Source organism: Burkholderia sp. BCC1208, assembly GCF_902833095.1.
Taxonomy (GTDB): Bacteria; Pseudomonadota; Gammaproteobacteria; order Burkholderiales; family Burkholderiaceae; genus Burkholderia.
Genome location: NZ_CADFDY010000011.1, coordinates 126,763 through 144,770, shown reverse-complemented (window position 1 = coordinate 144,770; position 18,008 = coordinate 126,763). Strand labels below are relative to the sequence as shown.

At 67.1% G+C, this 18,008-nt stretch carries 19 protein-coding genes and 1 riboswitch; of the genes, 11 read left to right on the top strand and 8 right to left on the bottom strand.

The window, feature by feature from the left end; all coding sequences use genetic code 11:
- Positions 1-102: 102 nt before the first annotated feature.
- Positions 103-588 (bottom strand): tol-pal system-associated acyl-CoA thioesterase, encoded by a 486-nt coding sequence (gene ybgC / locus HWX09_RS26045; protein WP_027783648.1) that lies wholly within the window; start codon positions 586-588, stop codon positions 103-105.
- A gap of 106 nt (positions 589-694) precedes the next feature.
- Positions 695-1,441 (bottom strand): SDR family NAD(P)-dependent oxidoreductase, encoded by a 747-nt coding sequence (locus HWX09_RS26040; protein ID WP_027783649.1) that lies wholly within the window; start codon positions 1,439-1,441, stop codon positions 695-697.
- Positions 1,442-1,621: 180 nt separating this feature from the next.
- A riboswitch (ZMP/ZTP riboswitch) is annotated at positions 1,622-1,722 on the top strand.
- A gap of 137 nt (positions 1,723-1,859) precedes the next feature.
- On the opposite strand from HWX09_RS26040, the gene glyA reads away from it, so the two are divergent.
- The 3 genes from glyA to HWX09_RS26025 all read left to right on the top strand — a co-directional run bounded on the left by glyA (position 1,860) and on the right by HWX09_RS26025 (position 3,950).
- The gene (gene glyA / locus HWX09_RS26035) at positions 1,860-3,107 is read left to right on the top strand and encodes a serine hydroxymethyltransferase (protein WP_027783650.1); all 1,248 of its coding nucleotides are present in this window, start codon (positions 1,860-1,862) and stop codon (positions 3,105-3,107) included.
- A 6-nt stretch (positions 3,108-3,113) separates the two neighbouring features.
- Positions 3,114-3,593, top strand: coding sequence for a transcriptional regulator NrdR (gene nrdR, locus HWX09_RS26030; protein ID WP_006476792.1), 480 nt, complete (start codon positions 3,114-3,116; stop codon positions 3,591-3,593).
- A 153-nt stretch (positions 3,594-3,746) separates the two neighbouring features.
- Positions 3,747-3,950: a prepilin-type N-terminal cleavage/methylation domain-containing protein gene (locus HWX09_RS26025; protein ID WP_230469123.1), complete on the top strand. Its 204-nt coding sequence runs from the start codon at positions 3,747-3,749 to the stop codon at positions 3,948-3,950.
- A gap of 196 nt (positions 3,951-4,146) precedes the next feature.
- Here HWX09_RS26025 and HWX09_RS26020 read toward each other — a convergent pair whose 3' ends face one another.
- The 3 genes from HWX09_RS26020 to HWX09_RS26010 form a co-directional block, all read right to left on the bottom strand.
- Positions 4,147-4,590, bottom strand: coding sequence for a DUF3318 domain-containing protein (locus tag HWX09_RS26020; RefSeq protein WP_027783651.1), 444 nt, complete (start codon positions 4,588-4,590; stop codon positions 4,147-4,149).
- A 43-nt stretch (positions 4,591-4,633) separates the two neighbouring features.
- On the bottom strand, positions 4,634-5,023 hold the full coding sequence (locus HWX09_RS26015; protein WP_027783652.1) for a phage holin family protein: 390 nt from the start codon (positions 5,021-5,023) through the stop codon (positions 4,634-4,636).
- Positions 5,024-5,143: 120 nt separating this feature from the next.
- The gene (locus tag HWX09_RS26010; RefSeq protein WP_006494044.1) at positions 5,144-5,446 is read right to left on the bottom strand and encodes a YqjD family protein; all 303 of its coding nucleotides are present in this window, start codon (positions 5,444-5,446) and stop codon (positions 5,144-5,146) included.
- 317 nt (positions 5,447-5,763) lie between these two features.
- Here HWX09_RS26010 and HWX09_RS26005 point away from each other — a divergent pair, with 317 nt between their 5' ends.
- Positions 5,764-6,402, top strand: coding sequence for a peroxiredoxin (locus HWX09_RS26005; RefSeq protein ID WP_027783653.1), 639 nt, complete (start codon positions 5,764-5,766; stop codon positions 6,400-6,402).
- 125 nt (positions 6,403-6,527) lie between these two features.
- Here the strand turns inward: HWX09_RS26005 and HWX09_RS26000 are convergent, their stop codons facing one another.
- The gene (locus tag HWX09_RS26000) at positions 6,528-7,715 is read right to left on the bottom strand and encodes an acyl-CoA dehydrogenase (RefSeq protein WP_027783654.1); all 1,188 of its coding nucleotides are present in this window, start codon (positions 7,713-7,715) and stop codon (positions 6,528-6,530) included.
- Positions 7,716-7,987: 272 nt separating this feature from the next.
- Between HWX09_RS26000 and HWX09_RS25995 the strand changes: the two genes are divergently transcribed.
- Together HWX09_RS25995 and HWX09_RS25990 are read left to right on the top strand one after the other, a co-directional pair.
- Entirely contained in the window at positions 7,988-8,779 is a 792-nt protein-coding gene (locus HWX09_RS25995) for an IclR family transcriptional regulator (protein ID WP_027783655.1), read from the top strand.
- 154 nt (positions 8,780-8,933) lie between these two features.
- Positions 8,934-9,344, top strand: coding sequence for a GFA family protein (locus tag HWX09_RS25990; RefSeq protein WP_027783656.1), 411 nt, complete (start codon positions 8,934-8,936; stop codon positions 9,342-9,344).
- Between the two features lie 120 nt (positions 9,345-9,464).
- On the opposite strand, the gene HWX09_RS25985 is transcribed toward HWX09_RS25990, so the two are convergent.
- Positions 9,465-10,268: an EAL domain-containing protein gene (locus HWX09_RS25985; protein ID WP_027783657.1), complete on the bottom strand. Its 804-nt coding sequence runs from the start codon at positions 10,266-10,268 to the stop codon at positions 9,465-9,467.
- 361 nt (positions 10,269-10,629) lie between these two features.
- On the opposite strand from HWX09_RS25985, the gene HWX09_RS25980 reads away from it, so the two are divergent.
- Genes HWX09_RS25980 through fahA form a run of 5 tightly spaced genes read left to right on the top strand, consistent with a single transcriptional unit; the run spans position 10,630 to position 16,550 of the window.
- A complete protein-coding gene (locus HWX09_RS25980) occupies positions 10,630-12,282 on the top strand; it encodes an FAD-dependent oxidoreductase (RefSeq protein WP_027783658.1) in 1,653 nt (550 codons plus the stop codon).
- Between the two features lie 28 nt (positions 12,283-12,310).
- The gene (locus tag HWX09_RS25975) at positions 12,311-12,541 is read left to right on the top strand and encodes a DUF2783 domain-containing protein (protein ID WP_027783659.1); all 231 of its coding nucleotides are present in this window, start codon (positions 12,311-12,313) and stop codon (positions 12,539-12,541) included.
- Positions 12,538-13,899, top strand: a complete 1,362-nt coding sequence (locus tag HWX09_RS25970) for an MFS transporter (protein ID WP_027783660.1) — start codon at positions 12,538-12,540, stop codon at positions 13,897-13,899. Before HWX09_RS25975 ends, HWX09_RS25970 begins: the two co-directional genes overlap by 4 nt.
- A 15-nt stretch (positions 13,900-13,914) precedes the next feature.
- Positions 13,915-15,249, top strand: a complete 1,335-nt coding sequence (gene hmgA, locus HWX09_RS25965) for a homogentisate 1,2-dioxygenase (protein WP_027783661.1) — start codon at positions 13,915-13,917, stop codon at positions 15,247-15,249.
- Positions 15,246-16,550, top strand: a complete 1,305-nt coding sequence (gene fahA / locus HWX09_RS25960) for a fumarylacetoacetase (protein ID WP_027783662.1) — start codon at positions 15,246-15,248, stop codon at positions 16,548-16,550. The genes hmgA and fahA overlap by 4 nt, the downstream gene beginning before the upstream one ends.
- Positions 16,551-16,805: 255 nt before the next feature.
- On the opposite strand, the gene HWX09_RS25955 is transcribed toward fahA, so the two are convergent.
- A complete protein-coding gene (locus HWX09_RS25955; RefSeq protein ID WP_027783663.1) occupies positions 16,806-17,966 on the bottom strand; it encodes an MFS transporter in 1,161 nt (386 codons plus the stop codon).
- Positions 17,967-18,008 lie beyond the last annotated feature (42 nt).

The following is an 18,008-nucleotide window of genomic DNA, read 5'->3' as shown; positions in this document are numbered from 1 at the left end:
GTCCGGTGTGCGTGCGGCGCGGCGCGCCGGCCATTCCTGACGCCGAACCTTGCTTAGTATCTAATCAGAACGGCAAGTTCATAGGCTGTGTCTAAACGGGGCTCATGCGAGCTTCGTTGACAAATCAGACTGCCCCGCGCCGATGACAGGCCCGCGTTGCAGCGCATCGAGCACGGCCGGCGGGATGGCCGCGGGCCGGATGCCGTGACGGTCGACGCAGCCGAGGCGGATGTGCCCAACCACAAGCAGCGTGCCGCCACACCAGGCTTCCTGCGTGAATTCCACCGACGCGCGGCCGATGCGTCCGGGCCGGCTCGTGATCGTCAGCGTGTCGTCGAGTCGCGCGGGCGCGCGGTAGTCGAGCGACGTGCTGCGCACGATGAAGATCGCACCGGTATCGTCGGCGAGCCGACGCTGGTCGACGCCGCATGCGCGAAGCCACTCGGTGCGGGCGCGCTCGAAGAACTTCAGGTAGTTGGCATAGAAGACGATGCCGCCTGCGTCGGTATCCTCGTAGTACACGCGCACCGGCCAGGTAAAGCCGGACGGCGCTTCCGGGGAACGGGTAGGCTGAGTCATGGCGCGCATTCTACCGGAACGCAGGAACCGGATTCGTAACGGTTTCGTAACGGAATGTAGTGCGACACGGCACACCGCGGGCCCGCCGGAGGCGGCCGCGGCTGTGCGCGATGCGTCAGCCGCGATGGATCGTGAGCCCGGCCGGTGCCTGTGCGACCGGCATCATCTCGATCGTGTTGATGTTCACGTGTGCCGGGCGCGTCGCGATCCAGTAGATCGTGTCGGCAATGTCCTCGGACGTGAGCGGCTCAACGTTCTGGTACACGTTCGCCGCCTTCGCATCGTCGCCTCGGAAGCGGACGTTCGAGAATTCCGTGCCGCCGCACAGGCCCGGCTCGATGTCGGTCACGCGCAATGGCGTGCCGATCAGATCGGCGCGCAGGTTCAGGCTGAATTGTCGGACAAAAGCCTTGGTTGCGCCGTATACGTTCCCGCCCGGATACGGATAGGTGCCGGCAACCGAACCGAGATTGAAGATATGGCCGCGGCCGCGCTCGATCATGCCGGGCAGCAGCGCGTGCGTGACGGTCACGAGGCCCGAGCAGTTCGTGTCGATCATGGTCTGCCATTCGTCGAGGCTGGCCTTGTGGGCCGGCTCGACGCCGAGCGCGAGGCCGGCGTTGTTGACGAGCACGTCGAGCGCCGCGAATTCGACGGGAAGGGCGGCTGGCACGGCCTCGACGGCCGCGCGGTCGCGCACGTCGAGTTCGAGCGGCAGCAGCGCGTCGCCGAGTTCGGCGGCGAGCGCATCGAGACGATCCTTGCGGCGCGCGGTCGCGACGACGCGATGGCCTCCCTTGACGAAGGCACGGGAGATGGCGGCGCCGAAGCCGGCGGACGCGCCTGTGACGAACACGATCATTGCTGCTCCTGGTCGGTAACAAAGTAGCGGGTGATATCCCGCAAGCCTACTGAGATTGCCGCACCGCGGCAAGGCGGCAAAGCGTTTCGGCACGGGCGCGTAAAACCTGGCCCCAATTGATTCGAGCGTCCTGCCGTGCGGTTGCCTATTCATGACGCATCCAATACACTAATGCGCTCATCACCCCTGCGTGACTGGCGATAGAACCCTTCGGGTTCAAGGTGGAGCATCCCACCGTGAAGCGCGGGGCGCCGTTTTTGCCGTTCGCCTGGGCAGCCGTTGTGCGCCGTCGCGTGCATCGCCGGTGGCTGTCCTGCCTCGCGTCATACGGATTCTTCCGCCACGTCGAGCTGGTCTCGCCAGCAACGCACCGTACTTGGCCGCTCCGGTCAACCTGTACACACTTAACGGAAACCGTATGTTTGACAGAGCCCAAAGCACCATCGCGAACGTCGATCCCGAAATCTTTGCAGCGATCGAGCAGGAAAACCGCCGTCAGGAAGATCACATCGAGCTGATCGCGTCGGAAAACTACACGAGCCCGGCCGTGATGGCCGCGCAGGGCTCGCAGCTCACGAACAAGTACGCGGAAGGGTATCCGGGCAAGCGCTACTACGGCGGCTGCGAGTACGTCGACGTGGTCGAGCAGTTGGCGATCGACCGTGTGAAGCAGCTGTTCAGCGCGGAAGCGGCGAACGTGCAGCCGAACTCGGGTTCGCAGGCGAACCAGGGCGTGTTCTTCGCGATGCTCAAGCCGGGCGACACGATCATGGGCATGAGCCTCGCGCACGGCGGCCACCTGACGCACGGCTCGCCGGTGAACATGTCGGGCAAGTGGTTCAACGTGGTGAGCTACGGCCTGAACGAAAACGAAGACATCGACTATGACGCTGCCGAGCAGCTTGCACAGGAACACAAGCCGAAGTTGATCGTCGCGGGCGCGTCGGCGTTTGCGCTGAAGATCGATTTCGAGCGTCTGGCGAAGATCGCGAAGTCGGTGGGCGCGTACCTGATGGTCGACATGGCGCACTACGCAGGCCTGATCGCGGCGGGCGTGTATCCGAACCCGGTGCCGCACGCGGATTTCGTGACGACGACGACGCACAAGAGTCTGCGCGGCCCGCGCGGCGGCGTGATCCTGATGAAGGCCGAGTACGAGAAGCCGATCAATTCGGCGATCTTCCCGGGGATCCAGGGCGGCCCGCTGATGCACGTGATCGCGGCGAAGGCGGTGGCGTTCAAGGAAGCGCTGTCGCCGGAGTTCAAGGAATATCAGCAGAAGGTCGTCGAGAACGCACGCGTGCTGGCCGAAACGCTGGTGAAGCGCGGGCTGCGGATCGTGTCGGGCCGCACGGAAAGCCACGTGATGCTGGTCGACCTGCGCGCGAAGAACATCACGGGCAAGGCAGCGGAAGCGGCGCTCGGCGCGGCGCACATCACGGTGAACAAGAACGCGATCCCGAACGACCCGGAAAAGCCGTTCGTGACGAGCGGCGTGCGCCTCGGTTCGCCGGCGATGACGACGCGCGGTTTCGGGCCGGCGGAAGCCGAGCAGGTGGGCAACCTGATTGCCGACGTGCTGGATAACCCGGAAGACGCAGCGACGATCGAGCGCGTGCGCGCGCAGGTCGCCGAGCTGACCAAGCGTTTCCCGGTTTACCGCTGATCGCCGATGCGCTGCCCGTTCTGCCGGCATGACGACACGCAGGTCGTTGACTCGCGCGTGTCCGAAGATGGCGCCGCGATTCGGCGGCGCCGTCGCTGCTCGGCTTGCGACAAGCGTTTCACGACGTACGAGCGGGTCGAGTTGTCCCTGCCGTTCGTCGTGAAGAAGGACGGCAGCCGCACGGAATTCGACCGTCGCAAGATCGTCGCCAGCATGCAACTCGCGCTGCGCAAGCGGCCGGTTGCCGCCGACGCGATCGACGCGGCGGTCGCCCGCATCGAATATCAACTGCTCGCGACCGGCGAGCGTGAGGTGCGTAGCGAGAAGCTGGGCGAACTCGTGATGAACGAGTTGCGCGGCCTCGATACGATCGCCTATGTCCGCTTCGCATCGGTGTATCGCCGGTTCGAGGACGTTTCCGAATTTGCCGACGTGATCGAAGAGTTCCGTCGCGCCTCTCCCGCCAAGACCCCACGTAAGCGCTGACGCGCTGCGTTCGTTCATCGTCTGCTCCGTTGGTTCGATTCGCGCCGATTGTGTCGGGTGCGATCGCATGTCGCCAGTCGGCCGTTCGGCTAATGGCGCGCGTCCGCACGCGCCGCTACAGTCGTCGCATCACCGTTGCGGAGGACGATTGCGATGGAGCTGGGCGCTCAATCCCTGAAGAATGTGGTGCAACGACCGGGCGGATTCACGCTCGTCGAGCTGATGGTCGCTATGTCGCTCGCCATAGTCGATGGTGCGCATCCGCGGCATGCTGGCGCAGGTGCCGCCGCACGGGCATGCCGAGAATCGAATAGCGCTCGGGCGGCCGGACGGCGACGATTCGCCTGTGAGCTATGAACTGGCAGCGGCGCCGCTCGACACTGGTCCGATGCACGACGATGCATGCGGTACATTCACGCTGCGCTCGGACGGGACGAAAGGCAATGCAGGTAACGATGGCGCCGGCGAACCGGGCGCTGTCTGCTGGGGCGAGCGCTGGGTTCGCAAGGAAGGCGCGCAGCGGCCCATGGCCGTGCGCGCGGGATGCCGACGGTCAATCGTCGTGTGCGTCGAGTCCGCGCTCGTCGCGGGACTGCGCCCAGATCCTGTAGATTTCCCATGCGGCGAAGCCGAGCGTACCCCACTTCAACGCGGGGCCCGCACTCGCGCGCAGCAGCGAGCGAATGGGTTTCGCCAGCACGAGCGACGCGAGCGAGCTCAGCATCGGATACTGGTTGACGAGCTGGCCGAGGCTTGCGTTCAGGTTCTTGGCCGACTGGCCGAACTTGTGGGAGGACAGGCCGGGGATGAATACCTTGAGCCAGCTGAAGCGCGTGACGGCCTGGCGCATTTCGGCTGCGGCTTCCGCGAGTTCGAGCCGCTCGACTTCGGATCGCAGGATCAGCAATTCCTTGCGGAGCGCGCGGTGCTGCGACGCGCTCCAGTGCGATCGCGACGAATGGGAGCGGGATGAATTGCCCGTGATGTTCTGGCTCATGGCGCGTCGGCGAAGTAGGTGGAAGGGATGAGCGCGAGGGCGTTCACGGCTTGCCGCGGAACAGGTCGCGGTCTTTATCGAGTTCGGCGAGCGTCGCCTCGAACACGGTCGGCGCGTCGCGCAGGCCCGAGCGCGCCTTCAGCGCGCATGCGATGGCGCTAACGGCATACAGCGCGGTGATCGCGGCGAGCGCCTGCCAGCGGTAGGTATCCCAGAACGCGATCGCGATCAGCACGGTCAGGCTGATGAGCGCCATGGTCGCGAGCATCATCGCGGCGAGTCCGAGGAACAGCACGCCCATCAGGCGCTCCTTCTCCTCGGCAAGCTCGATGCCCACCAGTTCGAGGCGCGTCTGCAGAAGGCCGATGGCGGAGCCGACGAGGCGGCGCAGCGGTCCTTGACCGGACGGCTGCGAGGGGGTGTCTGTCGTCATGGATGAAATGCTTGCGCGTGCAGTGAGCAGCTAGGACAAAGCCGGCCGGCGCAGGCCGGCTGGCTTCGACGCCCGCAGGCCGCGCGACGCGGCCTGCGGGGCGAAACGGCGCCAAGCGCGTTACTTGCGGTTGATCAGCAGGCCGATCAGCACGCCGACGCCGGCGGCCACGCCGATCGACGTCCACGGATGCTCGTGCACGTAATCGTCGGTCGCGCGCGCGGCCTTCTTGCCTTTCTCGACCACCACGACCTGGACGTCGGCTGCCTTTTCCTTGGCCTGCTTCAGGCGAGACATGGCCTTCTCGCGCAGCTCGGCCGCACGGTCGCCCGTGCTGCTCGCTGCTTGCTTGAGCAGGTCTTCGGCGTCCGAGAGAACGGTTTTGATATCCGACATCAGTTTCTCCTTGTTGATTTCCGACATTGCAACTCCCTTCGTGCTGTCATGCTGCAGGTTCACATCGTAGCGAAACCCCTGCCTGCTGGCGAGCCGGCAAGACAAACGGCGGCAGCGCAAGACTGCATGGTAAACGACTTGTAATCATGAACAGAGCGGCAAAGGATTGAAAAGTTTCCCTCGCAGCCCCCCGCCCTGCCGCGACCCCGGGTAAAAATGACAAAAAAGAATGAATATCAAACGGAATAATCGTTCGCACGGCCCATTGCTTCCCGTAAGCTGATGGACTGCCCCGCGCTGTCCGGCGCGCGGTTTCAACCAGCATCGTTCGAGGAGGGAACATCATGAGTCTGCGTCTTGGTGACATCGCACCGGATTTCGAGCAGGAATCGAGCCTGGGCACCATCAAGTTTCACGAGTGGCTCGGCAACAGCTGGGGTGTCCTGTTCTCGCATCCGGCCGACTACACGCCGGTGTGCACGACCGAACTCGGGCTGACCTCGAAGCTGAAGGGCGAATTCGAGAAACGCAACGTGAAGGTAATCGCGCTGTCGGTCGACGGCGTCGAATCGCACAAGGGCTGGATCAACGACATCAACGAAACGCAGTCGACGGTCGTGGGCTTCCCGATCATCGCCGACGCGGACCGCAAGGTGTCGCAGCTGTACGACATGATTCACCCCAACGCGAACGAAACGCTGACGGTGCGTTCGCTGTTCGTGATCGACCCGAACAAGAAGGTGCGGCTCACGATCACCTATCCGGCCAGCACGGGGCGCAACTTCGACGAAGTGCTGCGCGTGATCGATTCGCTGCAATTGACCGACAATTACAAGGTCGCGACGCCCGGCAACTGGAAGGACGGCGACGACGTCGTGATCGTGCCGTCGCTGCAGGATCCGGAAGAGCTGAAGAAGCGCTTTCCGAAGGGCTTCAAGGCGGTGCGTCCGTATCTGCGCCTGACGCCGCAGCCGAACAAGTAAGCATCGGCGGCCCGCAGCCGCGGCTTCCATGACGAAGGCCCGTCCGGCAGCGATGCCGGGCGGGCCTTTTATCTGGCGGCGGGCGCGTGCGCGGCATCGCTGCCGCGTGCGTCATGGCCGGATCGTCAGAAGAATGCCTGGATGCCCGTCTGCGCGCGGCCGAGGATCAGCGCGTGGATGTCGTGCGTGCCTTCGTACGTGTTGACCACCTCGAGGTTCACGAGGTGGCGCGCGACGCCGAATTCGTCGGAGATGCCGTTGCCGCCGAGCATGTCGCGCGCGAGGCGGGCGATGTCGAGCGCCTTGCCGCACGAATTGCGCTTCATGATCGACGTGATCTCGACGGCGGCCGTACCTTCGTCCTTCATCCGGCCGAGGCGCAGCACGCCTTGCAGGCCGAGCGTGATTTCGGTCTGCATGTCGGCGAGCTTCTTCTGGATCAACTGGTTCGCGGCGAGCGGCCGGCCGAACTGCTGGCGGTCGAGCACGTACTGGCGCGCGGTGTGCCAGCACGACTCGGCGGCGCCGAGCGCGCCCCATGCGATCCCGTAGCGCGCCGAGTTCAGGCAGGTGAACGGGCCGCGCAGGCCGCTCACGTTCGGCATCAGGTTCTCTTCGGGTACGAACACCTCGTCGAGGACGATCTCGCCGGTGATCGACGCGCGCAGCCCGACCTTGCCGTGGATCGCCGGCGCCGACAGGCCCTTCCAGCCCTTCTCGAGGATGAAGCCGCGGATCGCGTCCTTGCCGTTTTCTTCCAGCTTCGCCCACACGACGAACACGTCGGCGATCGGGGAGTTGGTGATCCACATCTTCGCGCCGGACAGCGAGTAGCCGCCCGGCACCTTCTTCGCGCGCGTGACCATGCTGCCCGGATCGGAGCCGTGGTTCGGCTCGGTCAAGCCGAAGCAGCCGATCCATTCGCCGGTCGCGAGCTTCGGCAGGTATTTCTGCTTCTGCGCGTCGGAGCCGAATTCGTGGATCGGCACCATCACGAGGGACGACTGCACGGACATCATCGACCGGTAGCCCGAATCGACGCGCTCGACTTCGCGCGCGATCAGCCCGTAGCTCACGTAGTTGAGGCCGGGGCCGCCGTATTCCTCGGGAATCGTCGGGCCGAGCAAGCCGACCTCGCCCATCTCGCGAAAGAGGGCCGCGTCGGTGCGTTCGTGGCGGAACGCTTCGGTGACGCGCGGCGCGAGCTTGTCCTGTGCGTACGCCTGTGCGGCATCGCGGACCATTCGCTCTTCTTCGGTCAGTTGCTGGTCGAGCAGCAGCGGATCGTCCCAATGAAAAGTTGCAGCACTCATCGTCTCATCTCCTGTCGGCCCGAGTTGGCGCTTCAGCGCTTACTCGGCCCCATGCTTCGCGGTCGGCCCGAGTTGGCGCTTCAGTGCTTACTCGGCCCCTTGCTTTGCGGTCGGTCGAAGTGGGCGCCTCGGCGCTGACTCCACACCCGTGCTTTTCGGTCGGGCAGAAGTAGCGCGTCAGCGCGTGCTCCGGGCTGATGCCTGAAGTTCGCTTGACTTGCGTTCCGCTGTGCGGAACAATGTTTTGCAAATCGAACCCAGTGTAGCACCGGATGACACTTTCAACCATGGATGACACCACGATCGACGAGCGCAAGTTCGTCGTCGCCCTCGCGCGCGGGCTCGACCTGCTGCGCGCCTTCCGGCCCGGCGAGACGATGCTGGGCAACCGCGATTTCGCGGAACGCACGGGGCTGCCGAAGGCGACGGTGAACCGGCTGGCCTATACGCTGACGGTGCTCGGCTATCTGCGCTACGACGAGACGCTCGGAAAGTATGCGCTGGACGCCGGCGTGCTGTCGCTCGGCTATGCGCTGCTGTCGGGCTCGGGGACGATCGATCTCGCGCGGCCGCACATGCAGGCGCTGGCGCGCGAGATCGGCGCGGCCGTGTCGCTCGGCTGCCGCGACGGGCTCGACATGATCTATCTGGAGACGATCCGCAGCGAGACCGCGCTGACGCTCGGGCTCGCGCCCGGTTCGCGGCTGTCGATGCTGACGAGCTCGATGGGGCGCGCGTACCTGGCCGTGCAGCCGGACGACGTGCGCCGCGCGCTCTATGCCGAACTGCACCGCGCCGCCGGCGGCGCGGCCGACGCCGATGCGCTCGTCGAGGCCGCGCAGCAGGCGGTGGCCGAATTCTCGACGGGCGGTTGCTGCTATTCGTTCCGCGCGTGGCACATGGACGTGAACGCGGCGGCCGTGCCGTTTCGCGAGCCGCGCGAGGGGCGCTGGCTGATCCTGAGCTGCAGCGGCCCGGCGTCGTCGATGGACGAGGGCGTGTTTCGCACGCAGGTCGGGCCGCAACTGAAGGCGCTCGCGCAGCGGCTCGGGCAGACGGTCTGAGCAACGAGCGCGCGGGTGTTGCCTTCGCGCGGCAACCGGTTCGTTCGCGCCGGGGCGGCGTGGGGCGTGGTGGCGGCGCGGCGCCGCCGTGTATTGCGCGACGGGCGAACGGCGCTCATCATCGTTCGCCTGCTCCCCGACGACGAGGTTTGCAATGGCCCACCCCGAACCGATGGAGGGCGGATGCGCGTGCGGCGCGATCCGCTATCGTATCGCCGAGGTTCCCACCGATGCCGGCTTCTGCCACTGCCGGCTCTGCCAGCGCACGACCGGCGCGGCGGTCGTTGCGTCGGCATCGGTGCCGATCGGCGCATTCGAATACCTGCAGGGCGAACCGACCGTCTATGCATCGAGCGCGTGGGGCGAGCGGCGCTTCTGCGGCCGTTGCGGCGCGCAGCTCGAATACCGGCTCTCCGACGCGCCGCGGACGGTCGAGATCAATTACGCGACGCTCGACGAACCGTCGCGGCTGCGTCCGGCATGGCACGTCTGGTATCGCGATCGTTTCCCGGGCGTCGAGATCGGCGACGATCTGCCCAAATACGACGATGGTGGAAGAGCGTAGGCGGTAACCGTCGGCGTGTGCTGCGCGGCCGCCGCCCCGGCTTCCCGGCTCCCATCCCGCAAGCATCACGCGAACATCACGCCATCCGCCGGCCTGCGGCGCGCCTTTCCTGCCGATCGCTCAGGCCGTCACGACCTTCGCGAACACCGGCCCCTGCATGAACCGCACGTCGTGCTGACGCAGCAACTCGCACTGCGTCTCGTCGACGACGCCGTCGAAGATCAGCGGAATGCGCACGCGCTGTGCGTAGGCGACGAGCGCCTTGACCATCCCGTCGCGCAACGCGATGCCCGCATCCATCTTGATGTAGTCGGGGCGCGCCATCTCCGATTCGACCGCGAGGATGCGGCCCGGGTCGGGCAGCTTGTCCGCGACCTTGAAACCGTGATGCTGGTAGCTGCGCGTCAGGTAGCCGAGGAAGGTCTTGTGCGCGACCGCAACCGCCGGCAGCTCGATCACGATTCGCTCGACCGGCAGCCCGAAGCGCTGCAGCACCGACGAGAAATGCTTGCCGTGGTCGTATTTCACGCTCTTGAGCAGCCGCTCGTGCACGCGCAGGAACAACAGCCCGTGGCGCTGCGCCCCGAAGAAATTGATCGCGTGCAGCGCGCGCGACAGGCGGTCGATCGCGACCAGCGTCTGGTCGTCGACGGCCGCGTCGACCGGATCGTGCTGCGCGCCCGTGACGAGCGTGACGGCCTGGAAGCCGAGCTCGTCGCCGTAGCGCTCGATCGCGTCGGCGAACGACGTCGATTGCGGCGAGCCGGGCATCGTCACGTCGTAGATCGGCTCGTATGCGCTCGCGAGCGTGCGCTCGGGCAGATTCGCGCACGCGGTGCCGCCTTCGGCAAGCGCGAGGTGTTCCCGCAGATACGGCAGCTGCCCGGCACGGGCGACCAACTCGGGGATGGTAGGCGGAATCATCGGCGTGAGAAGGAAAAATGGCGGCCGAAAGGGCCGCCTCGTTGACTTGATATTAGCAGCGCGCGCCGCGCTCGGCTCGGCGTTTCACTCATATGGTTATCCCGTCCCCGAGTCGATGCCTAGGGTTTACGTTGATTTCACTATTCGTAATTGGTTTTACTATTCGTAAATCCAGGATTTGTCGCCGATCAAGAAATGCGGCATGCGGGCGCCGCGAAACGGCGTCGTTCACGAATCAACGGAAGCAAGGAGCGAGACGTGGCGGTTGACAGGACAGGCGGGCAGGCGCGCCGGCAGGAGAGGGGCGGGACGACGGGCGCGGCGGTGCGCGCGCGGCGCGGTTGAGGAGCGGATGGCGACCATGAGCATCGATTACCAGACGCTGAAGTTCGAGTACCGCGCCCGCGCGCACGACGCGGCCGTTCATCCGGTGATCGTCGTCGGCGCGGGCCCGGTGGGCCTCGCGGCCGCGATCGACCTCGCGCAGCAGGGCGTGCCCGTCGTGCTGCTCGACGACGACGACACGCTGTCGACCGGCTCGCGCGCGATCTGCTTCGCGAAGCGCACCCTCGAGATCTTCGACCGGCTCGGCTGCGGTGAGCGCTTCGTCGACAAGGGCGTGAGCTGGCACGTCGGCAAGGTGTTCCTGCAGGACGAGCAGCTTTACGCCTTCGACCTGCTGCCCGAGGAAGGGCATGCGCGCCCCGCGTTCATCAACCTGCAGCAGTACTACGTCGAAGGCTATCTGGCCGATCGCGCGTTCGAACTGGCGAACATCGACATCCGCTGGAAGCACAAGGTGACGGGCGTCGACCAGTCGGCCGAACATGCGGTGCTGACGATCGAGACGCCGGACGGCGTCGCGACGCTGCGTGCGCAGTACGTGATCGCGGCCGACGGCTCGCGCAGCCCGATGCGCACGACGATGGGCCTGGAAAGCCGCGGCCGCACGTTCAAGGACCGCTTCCTGATCGCCGACGTGAAGATGAAGGCGGAATTTCCGACCGAGCGCTGGTTCTGGTTCGATCCGCCGTTTCACCGCAACCAGTCGGTGCTGCTGCACCGCCAGCCGGACAACGTATGGCGCATCGACTTCCAGCTCGGCTGGGATGCCGATCCCGTCGCCGAGAAGCAGCCGGAGCGCGTGATCCCGCGCGTGCGCGCGCTGCTCGGGCCGGACGTCGAGTTCGAACTCGAGTGGGTGAGCGTCTATACGTTCCGCTGCCAGCGGATGGAGACGTTCCGTCACGGCCGCGTGCTGTTCGCGGGCGATTCCGCGCACGGCGTGTCGCCGTTCGGCGCGCGCGGCGCGAACAGCGGCGTGCAGGACGCGGACAACCTCGCGTGGAAGCTGAAGCTGGTGCTCGACGGCCGTTCCGCCGACAGCCTGCTCGATACGTATGCGAGCGAGCGCGAGTTCGCGGCCGACGAGAACATCCGCAACTCGACGCGCTCGACCGACTTCATCACGCCGAAGAGCGCGGTGTCGCGCGTGTTCCGCGATGCGACGCTGAAGCTCGCGCGCGACTGCGAGTTCGCGCGCAAGCTGGTGAACAGCGGGCGCCTGTCGGTGCCGGCCGTGCTCGCCGATTCGCCGCTCAACACGCCGGACCGCGGCGGCGACGCATTCGCGTGCGCGATGCGGCCGGGCGCGGCGGCGGCCGATGCGCCGGTGCGCGCGCAGGGCACGCCGGGCTGGCTGCTGCAGCATCTGCGCGGCGGCTTCACCGGCGTGCTGTTCGGCTTGCCGGGCGACGCGGCGGCGCTGGCGCAGGCCGTCGACGGTCTCGCGGTGCCGGTTCGGCCGGTACTCATCGTGCCGGCCGGGCACGCGCAGCCGGTGGCCGGCGTCGACGTCGTGGAGGACGTCGACGGGCTCGCCGCGCGGCGCTACGACGCGCAGCCCGGCACGTTCTACCTGTTGCGCCCCGACCAGCACGTCTGCGCCCGCACGCGCACGCTCGACCGTCAGGCGATTGCCGACGCACTGGCGCGCGCGATCTGCGCACGCTGAATACGATAAAGACACCGGAGACACCGTCATGCCCCCACTCGATACCCGTCCGCGCCTGGCCGACCCCGACGCGTTCTACGAAGCGCTGATCGACATGCATCGCGACCTGTCGGACGCGGACAGCCAGCTCGTCAACGCGAAGCTGATCCTGTTGCTCGCGAACCAGGTCGGCGACGCCGACGTGCTGCGCGAAGCGATGGCGCTCGCGCGCCAGGGCGTGACGCCGCTCGTGCATCCGGCCGCCGAGGTCGCGCAATGAGCGCGGCGCCGGCCGACGCGCGCGTGCTCGAAGTCGAGCGCGTGATCGACGAGACCCATCGCCCGGGTTTTCACTGGATGCTGCTGATGCTGTGCGGGCTGTGCCTCGTGATCGACGGTTTCGATGCGCAGGCGATGGGCTACGTCGCGCCCAGCGTGATCGCCGAATGGGGCGTGCCGAAGCAGGCGCTCGGGCCCGTGTTCAGCGCGAGCCTGTTCGGGATGCTGCTCGGTGCGCTCGGGCTGTCGGTGCTGGCCGACCGGATCGGCCGGCGCCCGGTGCTGATCGGCTCGACGCTGTTCTTCGCGGTGACGATGCTCGCGACGCCGTTCGCGGGCTCGATTCCCGTGCTGATGGCGCTGCGCTTCGTCACCGGCCTCGGCCTCGGCTGCATCATGCCGAACGCGATGGCGCTGGTCGGCGAGTTCAGCCCGGCCGCGCATCGCGTGAAGCGGATGATGATCGTGTCGTGCGGCTTCACGCTCGGCGCGGCGCTCGGTGGCTTCATCAGCGCGGCGCTGATTCCGGCGCTCGGCTGGCGTTCGGTGTTCTTCGTCGGCGGCGCGGTGCCGCTCGTGCTGACGCTCGCGATGGTCGCGCGGCTGCCCGAGTCGCTGCAGTTCCTGGTGCTGAAAGGGCGCGTCGCGCAGGCGCGCGACTGGCTCGCGCGGTTCGCGCCGGAAGCCGGCATCGATGCGAATACGCGGCTCGTCGTGCGCGAGCGTGCCGCGAGCGGCGCGCCGGTCGCCGAGCTGTTCCGCCATGGCCGCCTGCCGGTCACGCTGCTGCTGTGGGCCATCAGCTTCATGAACCTGATCGACCTGTACTTCCTGTCGAACTGGCTGCCGACCGTGATGCGCGCCGCCGGTTATTCGCCCGGCACGGCGGTGATCGTCGGCACGGTGCTGCAGACGGGCGGCGTGATCGGCACGCTGTCGCTCGGCTGGTTCATCGAACGTTACGGTTTCGTGCGCGTGCTGTTCGCGTGCTTCGCGTGCGCGGCCGTGTCGGTGGGGCTGATCGGCTCGGTCGCGCATGCGCTGCCGTGGCTGCTGGTCGTCGTGTTCGCGGGCGGGTTCTGCGTGGTCGGCGGGCAGCCGGCCGTGAACGCGCTCGCGGGCCAGTATTACCCGACGTCGCTGCGCTCGACCGGCATCGGCTGGAGCCTCGGCATCGGCAGGATCGGCTCGGTGCTCGGGCCGCTCGTCGGCGGGCAACTGATTGCGCTCAACTGGTCGAACGGCGCGCTGTTCCACGCGGCCGCGGTGCCCGTGCTGTGCTCGGCGCTGTTCGTGCTGGGCCTCGCGGGCGTCACGCGGCGCGGCAGCGCGCAGGCGCCGAACGCCGCCCTGAATTGATGGAGAAAGGAAACGATGACGCTTGACCTGTCGAAACCGGCGACTGCCGGCTACCTGAGCGGTTTCGCGAACGAATTCGCGACCGAGGCGCTGCCCGGCGCGCTGCCGCACGGGCGCAACTCGCCGCAGCGCGCGCCGTACGGGCTGTACGCGGAGCAGTTGTCGGGCACCGCGTTTACCGCGCCGCGCGGCCACAACCGCCGCTCGTGGCTGTACCGGATTCGCCCGGCCGCGGTGCATCGGCCGTTCGAGCCGTATGCGGGCCCGCAGCGGCTCGTGTCGGAATTCGGCGATTCGGCCGACGTGCCGCCGACGCCACCCAATCAGTTGCGGTGGGATCCGCTGCCGATGCCGGTCGAGCCGACCGATTTCGTCGACGGCCTCGTGACGATGGCCGGCAACGGGTCGGCTGCCGCGATGAACGGCTGCGCGATCCACCTGTACGCGGCGAACCGCTCGATGCAGGACCGCTTCTTCTACAGCGCGGACGGCGAACTGCTGATCGTGCCGCAGCAGGGGCGCCTGTTCATCGCGACCGAATTCGGCCGGCTCGACGTCGAGCCGTTCGAGATCGCGGTGATTCCGCGCGGCGTGCGTTTTACCGTCGCGCTGCCGGACGGCGACGCGCGCGGCTACATCTGCGAAAACTTCGGCGCACTGTTGCGCCTGCCGGATCTCGGCCCGATCGGCTCGAACGGGCTCGCGAACCCGCGCGATTTCCTGACGCCGCAGGCCGCGTACGAAGACCGCGAAGGCGCGTTCGAGCTGATCGCGAAGCTGAACGGGCGCCTCTGGCGCGCGGACATCGGCCATTCGCCGCTCGACGTCGTCGCGTGGCACGGCAACTACGCGCCGGTCAAATACGATCTGCGCCTGTTCAACACGATCGGCTCGATCAGCTTCGACCATCCCGATCCGTCGATCTTCCTCGTGCTGCAGGCGCAGAGCGATACGCCGGGCGTCGACACGATCGACTTCGTGATCTTCCCTCCGCGCTGGCTCGCGGCCGAGGATACGTTCCGCCCGCCGTGGTTCCACCGCAACGTCGCGAGCGAGTTCATGGGACTCGTGCACGGCGCGTACGACGCGAAGGCCGAGGGCTTCGTGCCGGGCGGCGCGAGCCTGCACAACTGCATGTCGGGCCACGGGCCCGACGCGGACACGTTCGAGAAGGCGTCGGCGAGCGACACGACGAAGCCGCACAAGGTCGATGCGACGATGGCGTTCATGTTCGAAACCCGCACGCTGATCCGGCCGACGCGCTACGCGCTCGACACCGCGCAGCTGCAGGCCGATTACTTCGAATGCTGGCAAGGCATCCAGAAACACTTCAATCCGGAGCAACGATGAGCGACACCCAAGACTGGCGCGCGACGCTCGACCCGGCCCGCAAGAGCTGGGTCGACACGGCGAACGATCCCGCCTGCAATTTCCCGATCCAGAACCTGCCGTTCGGGATCTTCAGCGATGCGAAGCAGGGCGCGCGCCGTGCGGGCGTCGCGCTGGGCGACCAGATCGTCGATCTCGCGGCGCTGGCGCGTGCGGGCTTCGTGACGTTGCCGGCCGGCGCCGATGCGTTCGCCGCGCCGACGCTCAACGCGTTCATCGCACTCGGCCGCGACGCATGGCGCAGCGTGCGCGTGCAGTTGTCAGAACTGTTTTCGCACGACAACGCACGGTTGCGCGATGATGCGGCGCTGCGCGCGCAGGTGCTCGTCGCGCAGCGCGACGCGACGCTGCATCTGCCGGTCGAGATTCCCGGCTATACCGATTTCTATTCGTCGAAGGAGCACGCGACCAACGTCGGCTCGATGTTCCGCGATCCGAAGAATGCGCTGCTGCCGAACTGGTCGGAGATGCCGATCGGCTACAACGGCCGTGCGTCGTCGGTGGTCGTGAGCGGCACGCCGGTGCGGCGCCCGAACGGGCAACTGAAGCTGCCCGACCAGGAGCGCCCGGTGTTCGGCGCGTGCCGCAAGCTCGACATCGAGCTGGAAACGGGCTTCATCGTCGGGAAGGGCAACGCACTCGGCGAGCCGATCGCGTGCGAGGACGCGGAAGCGCATATCTTCGGGATGGTGCTGCTGAACGACTGGAGCGCGCGCGACATCCAGCAGTGGGAGTACGTGCCGCTCGGCCCGTTCAACGCGAAGACGTTCGCGACGACGATCTCGCCGTGGATCGTCACGCTCGACGCGCTCGAGCCGTTCCGCGTCGCGCAGCCGGAGCAGTCGCCGCAGCCGCTCGCGTATCTGCAGCATGCGGGCAAGCATGCATTCGACATCGCGCTGGAAGTGACGCTGCGCGCGGAGGGTGCGGCCGAGGCGACGTCGATCTGCCGCACCAACTTCAAGCACATGTACTGGACGATGGCGCAGCAGTTGGCGCATCACACGGTCGCCGGCTGCAACACGCGCGTGGGCGATCTGATGGGTTCGGGCACGATCAGCGGGCCGACGAAGGGTTCGTTCGGCAGCCTGCTCGAACTGACGTGGAACGGCAAGGAGCCGGTCGCGCTGAACGGTGGCGGCAGCCGCACGTTCATCGAGGACGGCGACGAGTTGACGCTCGTCGGCTGGTGCCAGGGCGACGGCTATCGCGTTGGCTTCGGCACGTGTGCGGGCAGGATTTTGCCGGCGCGGCGTGCTTGACGGAGCGCAGCGCGAAACGTCACGCGTCGGTCACGCGTAGTACGGAATGACAGGGCGGCTCGCATTGCGCGGGCCGTTTTCGTTTATGGAGGATGGGCACGAGCGGGCCGATGCGTATCGGTGCATGATGCTGCGCGCCAACGCCAACGCCAACGCCAACGCCAACGCCAACGCCAACGCCAACGCCAACGCCAACGCCAACGCCAACGCCAACGCCAACGCCAACGCCAACGCCAACTCCAACTCCAACCCGAATCAGACCGCGCGTTGCACCGCCGCGCGTCGTTCCCACAACGCGGCCGCGACGAACGCGGCGACGCAGACGACCAACACGCCGACCAGCGCGTGGCTGCCCAGTTGCTCCATCAACGCGCCTGCAACCAGCGGACCCCCGAAGCTCGCGGCGCTCCACGACGCCGACACGAGCGAGCTCGCGGTGACGAGCGCCGCGCCGCGGAAACGCTCGCCGCACGCGACGAGCGACAGCGTGTAGATGCTGCCGGCCGCCGCGCCGAGCACGAACAGCAGCGGCCAGCACAGCCACGGGTTCGCGATGACGAACGGCAGCAGCGGCAGGCCCGCGAGCACGATCCAGCCGGCGCCGAGGTGCACGCGTTCGCGGCCGAGCTTGTCCGCGAGCCAGCCGATCGGGAACTGCATCGCGGTATCGCCGAACAGCATGATCGACGCGAGCAGCACGGCGGTCGCGCTCGCGACGCCGTGATCCATCGCGTAGAGCGGCAGCAACGACAGCGCGAGCGTATCGAACAGCGCGAAGAAGCCGGTGCCGATGATCAGCGCGGGCATGCGCGGCAGCACGTCGCGCCAGCGGCCGTGCGCTTCATGATGCGCGTCGTCGCCGGCGAGCGGCGCACGGCGGATCGTCGCGAGCGTCGGCAGCGCGAGCAGGAACAGCGCGCCGCACAGCGCGAAGCGGATGCTCGTCGCGCCGGCGATCTGGCTGACGAGCACCGGGCCCGCCATCTGGAACAGCGTGAAATTGGTCGCGTAGATCGCGACGACGCGGCCGCGCGTCGAATCGTCGGCGAGCTGGTTGACCCATGCTTCGCCGATCGTGAACAGCAGCATCAGCGCGGCGCCGCACAGCACCCGCAGCACGCCCCACAGAATCAGGTTCGACGTGAACTGCATCAGCGCGGTGGCCGCCGCGAGCAGCACGACCGATACGACGATCGCGCGGCGCGCACCGATGCGCCGCGCGAGCGCGGTGACGAACGGCACGATCGCGAGGCCGCCGAGGGCCTGCGCGGCCGTCAGCATGCCGACGACGTTGGTGCCGTGTCCGGCTTCGGTCAGCGCGAGTGCGGTAAGCGGGAGCGTCGCGCCGGTCCCGAGGCCGACGACCGCGACGCTCAGGATCAACGCGAGGAAATCGCGATTGAGAATGGCTTTCATCGGCCGCGATGCTACACCGCGACCGTTGAAAGGTCCATGAAG